This is a genomic window from Clostridium sp. D5 (assembly GCF_000190355.1).
GTDB lineage: Bacteria > Bacillota > Clostridia > Lachnospirales > Lachnospiraceae > Faecalicatena > Faecalicatena fissicatena_A.
In genome coordinates this window covers 128,519-136,358 of sequence record NZ_GL870810.1, presented here as the reverse complement: position 1 = coordinate 136,358, position 7,840 = coordinate 128,519, and the positions used below count along the sequence as shown (strand labels likewise).

The following is a 7,840-nucleotide window of genomic DNA, read 5'->3' as shown; positions in this document are numbered from 1 at the left end:
GCGCAGCGCCCTGTATTTCAAACAGGACAGGTGCTTTACACAGTCCGTCCCGGCTCTTGGTAAGCGTCCCCTCTCTTATAACCTCCCCCCTGTATCTCTTACAGGTTATGTACACGCAGGGCGCGGATCGCATTCAGCACTGCCAGAATCATCACGCCCACATCCGCAAAGATAGCAAACCACATATTGGCAATCCCCAGTGCACCAAGCCCCAGACAGGCAAACTTAATGACAAGTGCAAACACGATGTTCTGGTATACGATGTCGATACACTTTCTGGATATTTTGATGGCCTTGGCTATCTGCATTGGATCGTCATCCATCAGGACAACGTCTGCGGCTTCAATTGCGGCGTCAGACCCCATCGCGCCCATGGCAATCCCAATGTCTGCCCTGGTCAGAACAGGGGCGTCGTTGATTCCATCCCCCACAAAGGCAAGGCGTTCTTTTTCTTTCTTTTCTTCCAGCAGTTCTTCCACCTTTGCCACTTTGTCACCCGGGAGAAGTTCGCTGTAAACCTCATCAATTTTCATGTCTACCGCAACCTGATCGGCCACCCGTTTTGCATCGCCTGTAAGCATCACTGTTTTCTCGACGCCGGCTTTCTTGAGCTGGGCAATTGCCTCCCGGGAATGCGGTTTTTCTATATCGGAAATTACAATGTGCCCTGCATATTCTCCGTTTATCGCCATATGGACAATGGTGCCCACGCTGTGACAGTCCTGGTAAGGAATCTCCAGCTTCTGCATCAGCCTGTCATTGCCTATAGCAATCGTATTGCCATCCGCTTTTGCGACAATCCCATGGCCGCTGATTTCTTCAATGTCTTCCACCCGGCTGCGGTCGATTTCTTTGCCATAGGCCTTCTGCAGACTCTTGCTGATCGGATGGGAGGAAGCACACTCAGCGAGGGCGGCATACTCGAGAAGCCTCTCATTTTCCATTTCATTGTGATGAACTCCTGTTACTTCAAACACTCCCTGCGTCAGCGTACCGGTTTTATCAAACACTACACATTTCACATGAGAAAGAGTCTCCAGATAGTTGGAACCTTTGATCAGGATTCCCTCTTTGCTGGCTCCCCCGATACCTGCAAAAAAGCTCAGAGGAATGCTGATGACCAGCGCGCACGGACAGCTGATAACCAGGAAGGTCAGTGCACGATAGATCCAGTCCCCCCATGCAGGTGCCAGTCCCAGAAAAAGCATCCGCACGATGGGCGGTAGCACCGCCAGCGCCAGAGCACTGTAACAAACGGCCGGAGTATATACTCTGGCAAACTTGGAGATAAATTCTTCAGATCTGGACTTCCGGGAACTGGAATTTTCCACCAGCTCCAGAATTTTAGAAACCGTAGATTCTCCAAACTCTTTGGTTGTGCGGATTTTCAGAAGACCGGACATATTGATACATCCGCTAATGATTTCATCGCCGGTTTGCACGTCTCTTGGCAGGCTCTCACCGGTCAGAGCGCTTGTATTGAGCGCGGCATTTCCTTCTGTTACGATACCGTCAATCGGCACTTTTTCACCGGGCTGAACCACTACCGTACTGCCGATCTCCACTTCGTCCGGATCAACCTGCTTCAGTCTGCCGTCTTGCTCCACATTGGCATAGTCCGGACGTATATCCATCAGGGCGCTGATATTTTTGCGGCTTTTCCCCACTGCATAACTCTGAAACAGCTCTCCGATCTGATAGAACAGCATAACGGCAATCGCCTCATTGTAATCCCCGCTTTTACTATAGACAGCAAGAACAAAAGCACCGACAGTTGCAACCGCCATCAGGAAATTTTCGTCAAAAACACGCCGGTTTTTTATTCCTTTTCCTGCTTTCCTTAAAATATCATATCCAATGATAAGATAAACAGCCAGGTAAAGTACAAGCCGCAGAATCCCCGTTACTGGAATAAAATGCAGCACAATCAGCATAACCGCGGCTATGATAATGCGAATCAGCATCTTTTTTTGTTTCTTATTCATAGTTTACCCCCTTTTCCCTGAAAGAACAAAACGCCTCTTTTGCTTTTGGCAGCGGAGGCGCTTTATCAATTTAATCAGAGTTCGATCCCGCAGTCCGGCTCCACTTTTTTGCAGGCCTTTAATACTGTCTGCATAACCTGCCCGGGCTCCTGGCCTTCCTCAAACTCCACGATCATTTTCTGCGTCATAAAGTTGACCGTTGCTCCTGCAACACCGGCAGTCTTTCGGGCAGCCTCTTCCATCAGGTTTGCACAGTTTGCACAGTCTACTTCAATTTTGTAAGTCTTTTTCATGAGAAATACTCCTTCCGGTTTTTCAATTATATGATTAAGTACTTGTTTAATCATTGTGTGTGTAGTATAATATCTAAAATTATGAAAGTCAATCTTCCAGGGGTTTTCTCTTCCAAACGGACTAAATACACTGCCAATCGGGGCAAAAGGAGGTTTTATGGAATATCTGGACTTACCACATTTCCATGGAGAACAGGAGAATGTAAAAGAAATAAAAGAACAGCTCACTGATATCGAGCATTTTCAGATTGTATCCGATGTATTCCGGCATCTCAGTGATCCCACCAGAATCCGGATATTCTGGATGCTTTGCCATTGCGAAGAATGTGTTATTAATATTTCTGCTTTGATGGAGATGTCCAGCCCTGCGATCTCCCATCACCTGCGCCCGCTTAAGGACAGTGGATTAATAACCAGCCGCAGGGAGGGAAAAGAGGTATATTACAAAGCTGCAGATACAGAACAGAGCCGGCTGCTTCACCTGATGATTGAGAAAGTCATGGCGATCACCTGTCCCATCCATAATAAAAGGGCGGAACACTCCACTGAGGAGCATCCCACCCAGTATCCGCCGGAGCAGGTAGAAATTGCCCGGAAGGTCCATGACTATCTGATGGAAAACATAAACACCCGATGTACCATCGAATCACTTGCAAAGAGATACCTGATGAATCCGACCACATTGAAAACCGTATTCAAGGGGATCTACGGAAACTCCATCGCCGCTCATATGAAGGAACACCGTATGGAACAGGCGGCAAAACTGCTGCTGGAAACACAGGACAGCATTGCGCAGATTGCCCAGTCTGTCGGCTACGACAGCCAGAGCAAATTCACTGCAGCTTTTAAGAATTATTTTCACACTCTGCCAACCGAATACCGAAAGTCGCATTGACTTTGGATTTCCCGGTACTTTCACTGTATCTGCTGTTTTTTTCTGAACCATATAAAACAGACCGTAAAAAACGCAATTCCCCAGACCGTCGCTATCGGCGTGGCAAATCCTACATATGTCAAAGATGCATCCGGCAGCCTTGACATAAAAACGGATACCGGAATTCGAATACACAGGGCTGAGATGATTCCCTGAAACATAACCGGTTTGGATATCCCATTTCCGTTAAAATAGCCAATGCTGCTGAACAAGACGCAGGTCAGAATACATTCCGGGCAGAATCCTTTCAGATAAGCGGCGCTCTGCCGTATAACCTCCGCATCGCTGGAAAATATGGAAGAAAGGAGCTCTCCGCCGAAAAAGCTGAATAAAAACATAAAAACTCCCACAATACCGCCGCCAATCATAGCTGTATAGAATCCCTGGAATGCGCGTTTGAGTTTGCCTGCACCAACATTATGTGCAACAAATGCAGATACACTCTGCATAACAGAAACCGGAACCAGCAGCATAAAGGATACGAGTTTCTGCGCAACACCATAGCCCGCCGACGGCATCAGCCCCATACGGTTTACAATCGAATTAATCACCAGGAACGAGATCTGTACCGTTGTCTCCTGCAGGGCAATGGGGACTCCCACCCGTAGAATCTTTCTCAGCTCTATTCTCGATACCCTCAGCTGCTGCCTTGAAAATGTAATGCCCAGATCTTTCCGTTTTAGTACCGCCAATGATATGATTACCGATACCAGCTGTGCAAGAACCGTTGCCAATGCGGCTCCGGCCACATCCATATGTAGAACTCCTACAAAAAACAAATCCCCGATAATATTTACCACACAGGCTATCCCCACAAAAAGGAACGGCAGATTCGCGTTTCCCACACCCCTGAGGATACTGCTGATCACATTATAGGCGATGATTACAACAATGCCGGCCGAACAGATCTGGATATACTGAACTGTTTTGTCCACCGATTCCGCGGGCACCTGAAGAATATGCACAATATTTTCAGCAAACACCTCCAACAGAATGGTCATTAGAATCCCCAGAGCACTAAACAAAATAATGGTTGTACCGACCGTATCCCCTGCCTCTTTCGGTTTCTTCTCCCCTATATGCTGGCCGATGATTACCGTGGAACCCATAGCCAGGCTTGTAATGATAAATGTAATCATCTGCATAAATACGCTGCCCGTGCCTACCGCCGATATACTCGCTGCATCCCCAAATTTTCCGACTACCAGCAGATCCACCGCTCCGTATGCCGACTGCAGAACCAGAGCCCCTAAAACAGGAACTGCAAACTTAGTCAGCGCAATTCCTACAGAGCCTTCCGTAAATGAAACTTCTTTTTTCTTATGTGCACCCACTGTTTTAACTCTCCAATCCTGGCATCACTTGCCGCCATTCCTTTATGGGATGTCCCCCTCCCATTTCACAGCAGGTATCCGTCTTAGAAACAGATAAAGTTCCTTATTCGTCCTGCTATTTATCCGTTCATCCTCAAGATATTTCGGAAGTGCCTCCCCCACAGAGCATTCCCCGCAGATGTCTGCACCGATGACCGCCCTGTGCACAAGCAGCAGTTCCAGAATCTCTTCCAGCATCCTGACAGACATCCCGCCCTGGCTCCAGTTCGTTCTTGCATAATTTTTCCCCAGCACATCCTTATCAATAGAAATATACAGCGGGATATGCTCCGGTATCTTTTTCAAAGCCTGTCTCGCTTTATTCTGTTCCAGTTCCTGGAGGCTGACACAGAGCAGCCGATTCTTTCTGTCATCCGGTATTTCTTCTATCGTCCGGCTGTCCGGTCCGATCAGCACAAGCTGCTCCAGAAACGGATGCGCAAGAAGCACCTCTCCCGCCCAGCTCCCGCAGCTTGTCAGGTCATGGATCAGAGGAATCTGCATATCATTATGGTAATCAAATACTATCAGAGAAAACGGAAACTTGATTTTTTCCAGGAAAAGTTTCGTAACATAATGGTAGTTCCCGGAGTCCAGAAAATGAATTCCCGAAGGGCCGTACGGCTTGAGCCTGCAGCGGATCTCCTCTTCGGCTTCCGGCGTGCAGTACATATTGCATCCGGGGATATCCGAACAGTCTATATATTGAATGTCCTGCAGTTCTTTCCATGCTTCTTCCGGGTAGCAATGCGTAAAATCCATAATCAGATTTCTCAACTTATTTCTCTCCTTTCTTCTTTCTTCACCATTTCCCATGTGCAAAGATTAACAGCAAACTGGATTTTGTCAGCTGGCTGACGCACTATGGGGTGTGCTTATTAGATGCGCTCAGCATATAAATCAAAATTAATATGCCATTCGCCGTCATCTTTTACTGTCACATCCTGCCAGTGAAAATTATTATCTTCAATTTTGGCAAAGACCCATTTTTTTCTTTCATCTTCAATGTTTGTAAGGACTATCATAGATCAGTTCTGCCCATTCTTATACCACACACGAATAAGAGGTACATGCACCATGTAGTTAACTGTCTAATGCTATTTCAACAGCCCGTTTTGCATGAATCAGAGTTGTATCAAAAACAGGCAGTGAAGAATCTGCCTGATGTATAAGAAGCCCGATTTCAGTGCAGCCAAGGATGACGCCATCTGCCCCTTTATCCTTTAAACGATCAATGATATCCTGGAATTTTTTGCGGGATTCCTCCCTGATTTTACCTACACAGAGTTCATGGAAGATAATATCATTCATAACATCAATATCTTCTCCATCCGGAATCACCACATCTATGCCTCTGTCAATCAGCCTTTGCTTATAAAACGCTTGTGTCATAGTATATTTTGTTCCCAACAGTCCCGCTCTCCGAATTTGACATTTTTCAAGTTCTTGTGCTGTGGCATCTGCTATATGTATGATAGGAATATGTATCATTGATTGGATTTGAGGAGCTACTTTGTGCATTGTATTTGTGCAAATCAGAATGAAATCTGCACCGGCAGCTTCTAAGCCTTTAGCTGCTTCACCCAGAATGTCCCCACTCTTTTCCCAGTCGCCGTTTGACTGACATTTTTCGATTTCATCAAATTCTACACTATATAGAATAACCTTTGCGGAATGAAGTCCGCCAAGTCTGTTTTTAACTTCTTCGTTTATAATTTGATAATATGGAACTGTACTCTCCCAACTCATTCCACCAATCAGTCCAATTGTTTTCATTTCGAGACCTCCTCAAATTCTAATTTAACTTTTTAGCCAACTCTTTACAACCTGAAAATTGTAATTAAAAATATTTATTATAATCGGCCCCTGGAAAAGGATTTTCCAGACCCAGGACCCTTGGCCATAAACCTGTATCGTCAATGACAACCCCCATTATCATCCCCATATGGCTGTGCAAATGCCTAAACTGCGCCAGTATCAATGTAAATCTGCAATAGTCACAATCTGCCGGATGCTCTAATAATTGTTCATCTGTCAATTCAGATACATATATCCGTATCTTTTTCTCAATACTGGTAAAATAAGTATTTATTTCTTTTTTCGAAAGCACTTTATTTGAAACAATATCTAAGTTATTCAAGTCTTTCTCATGTATGTTAGGCTCTTGAAAATTGCTGTCCTTCGGATTGATGTACCACAAGTCTAATGAATGCAGCATATGATATATGTGTTTCCAGCAGGGCATATCACAATATTTTTTATGCCACAGATCATCGGGAACACAATTAATTACATTGTGAACTTCCCATAAAGCTCTGTTTGTCTGTTCTTCAATGATTTCAATAAGATTATCCTGTTTCATAGAAGCCCATTCTCCTCCCGCATATTCAAATTCGTAATTCCCCTTCTTTAAAAAACATATGTTCTACATCATTGTAGCAAAGTTTATTATAAACAACAAGTAAGCGACAACATAACTTTTAATTCAATTACCATACTAATACATATTTTCATGAAAGTTTGCCCAATCATCTGTATAAACTGAATCATTAAAATCCCTTTCTTCTGTTCTGTTTCTATGCTATGATAAAAACAAATCAGCCGGCCCCCAAAAGCCTGTAAGTATTTCCAGGTATGTCTGTGTCACCACCGTACAAGATGAACAGGAGGTTTTCATGATAAAGAGAAAGGTACTTATTATAGGAATGGTATTAGCTGTCTGTGCGTGCATTGGCATTTTTTTCGCATTACACCTGCGCGGAGCCAGGGATGCCGGACAGTCTAAGAATGACGAAGGAGCTCCCGGAGTGTATACAGACCAGGAGATTGAAGAAGCCAAACAGATCGTCCGTGACGAGTTTGCCGAAGTATTTACCGGCTGTACGCTGACCGACCTGTGGTATGATGAAGAAGCCAGCCAGAAGCATGCCAACGAATGGGCCGAACAATACGAAGCTAAAGAGGCCCTCGTTCTGCTCTCCAACTTCGACGTAGATGCTTCCGGAGGAGACGGAAGCCTGAATCCCAATTCCACCTACACCGACTGGAACTGGATCCTGGTCCGCAATTCCAATAACGAAGCGTGGACCCTAAAGACATGGGGCTACTAATAAATATATATCCCTTCAATATCTACTTCACAATCTCTTAGCCCCATCCGGGCAGGATAAATATTGCAAAATGCCGGGAAATATACCTCCCAGCGAATGAACCTGTACGGGAACGGACACCCTCATGAAGAGCCGGCTGCAGAAG

At 45.3% G+C, this 7,840-nt stretch carries 9 protein-coding genes; 2 read left to right on the top strand and 7 right to left on the bottom strand.

Features of this window, described 5'->3' with window-relative positions; all coding sequences use genetic code 11:
* Nucleotides 1-98 precede the first annotated feature (98 nt).
* Complete coding sequence (locus HMPREF0240_RS07045; protein ID WP_009002757.1) at nucleotides 99-1,985, bottom strand: heavy metal translocating P-type ATPase; 1,887 nt, start codon at nucleotides 1,983-1,985, stop codon at nucleotides 99-101.
* A gap of 74 nt (nucleotides 1,986-2,059) precedes the next feature.
* Nucleotides 2,060-2,278, bottom strand: a complete 219-nt coding sequence (locus HMPREF0240_RS07040; RefSeq protein ID WP_035312620.1) for a cation transporter — start codon at nucleotides 2,276-2,278, stop codon at nucleotides 2,060-2,062.
* A 157-nt stretch (nucleotides 2,279-2,435) separates the two neighbouring features.
* Between HMPREF0240_RS07040 and HMPREF0240_RS25295 the strand changes: the two genes are divergently transcribed.
* Nucleotides 2,436-3,173 (top strand): metalloregulator ArsR/SmtB family transcription factor, encoded by a 738-nt coding sequence (locus HMPREF0240_RS25295; protein ID WP_035312619.1) that lies wholly within the window; start codon nucleotides 2,436-2,438, stop codon nucleotides 3,171-3,173.
* A gap of 20 nt (nucleotides 3,174-3,193) precedes the next feature.
* Here HMPREF0240_RS25295 and HMPREF0240_RS07030 read toward each other — a convergent pair whose 3' ends face one another.
* The 5 genes from HMPREF0240_RS07030 to HMPREF0240_RS07015 all read right to left on the bottom strand — a co-directional run bounded on the left by HMPREF0240_RS07030 (nucleotide 3,194) and on the right by HMPREF0240_RS07015 (nucleotide 6,947).
* Nucleotides 3,194-4,546 carry an MATE family efflux transporter gene (locus HMPREF0240_RS07030; RefSeq protein WP_009002754.1) on the bottom strand — a complete coding sequence of 451 codons (1,353 nt, stop codon included), beginning with the start codon at nucleotides 4,544-4,546 and terminating at the stop codon, nucleotides 3,194-3,196.
* A gap of 42 nt (nucleotides 4,547-4,588) precedes the next feature.
* Nucleotides 4,589-5,362, bottom strand: a complete 774-nt coding sequence (locus tag HMPREF0240_RS07025) for an arginase family protein (protein ID WP_009002753.1) — start codon at nucleotides 5,360-5,362, stop codon at nucleotides 4,589-4,591.
* 101 nt (nucleotides 5,363-5,463) lie between these two features.
* Nucleotides 5,464-5,610: a hypothetical protein gene (locus HMPREF0240_RS24605; RefSeq protein ID WP_009002752.1), complete on the bottom strand. Its 147-nt coding sequence runs from the start codon at nucleotides 5,608-5,610 to the stop codon at nucleotides 5,464-5,466.
* A gap of 58 nt (nucleotides 5,611-5,668) precedes the next feature.
* Nucleotides 5,669-6,361 carry an aspartate/glutamate racemase family protein gene (locus HMPREF0240_RS07020; RefSeq protein WP_009002751.1) on the bottom strand — a complete coding sequence of 231 codons (693 nt, stop codon included), beginning with the start codon at nucleotides 6,359-6,361 and terminating at the stop codon, nucleotides 5,669-5,671.
* 64 nt (nucleotides 6,362-6,425) lie between these two features.
* Complete coding sequence (locus HMPREF0240_RS07015; RefSeq protein ID WP_009002750.1) at nucleotides 6,426-6,947, bottom strand: hypothetical protein; 522 nt, start codon at nucleotides 6,945-6,947, stop codon at nucleotides 6,426-6,428.
* A 313-nt stretch (nucleotides 6,948-7,260) separates the two neighbouring features.
* Between HMPREF0240_RS07015 and HMPREF0240_RS07010 the strand changes: the two genes are divergently transcribed.
* Nucleotides 7,261-7,695 (top strand): hypothetical protein, encoded by a 435-nt coding sequence (locus HMPREF0240_RS07010; protein ID WP_009002749.1) that lies wholly within the window; start codon nucleotides 7,261-7,263, stop codon nucleotides 7,693-7,695.
* Nucleotides 7,696-7,840: the final 145 nt, after the last annotated feature.

Bases quoted from the DNA above. Each gene is read 5' to 3' on its own strand.
- HMPREF0240_RS07045 (WP_009002757.1), bottom strand. From the start codon at position 1,985: ATGAATAAGAAACAAAAAAAGATGCTGATTCGCATTATCATAGCCGCG.
- HMPREF0240_RS07040 (WP_035312620.1), bottom strand. From the start codon at position 2,278: ATGAAAAAGACTTACAAAATTGAAGTAGACTGTGCAAACTGTGCAAAC.
- HMPREF0240_RS25295 (WP_035312619.1), top strand. From the start codon at position 2,436: ATGGAATATCTGGACTTACCACATTTCCATGGAGAACAGGAGAATGTA.
- HMPREF0240_RS24605 (WP_009002752.1), bottom strand. From the start codon at position 5,610: ATGATAGTCCTTACAAACATTGAAGATGAAAGAAAAAAATGGGTCTTT.
- HMPREF0240_RS07020 (WP_009002751.1), bottom strand. From the start codon at position 6,361: ATGAAAACAATTGGACTGATTGGTGGAATGAGTTGGGAGAGTACAGTT.
- HMPREF0240_RS07015 (WP_009002750.1), bottom strand. From the start codon at position 6,947: ATGAAACAGGATAATCTTATTGAAATCATTGAAGAACAGACAAACAGA.
- HMPREF0240_RS07010 (WP_009002749.1), top strand. From the start codon at position 7,261: ATGATAAAGAGAAAGGTACTTATTATAGGAATGGTATTAGCTGTCTGT.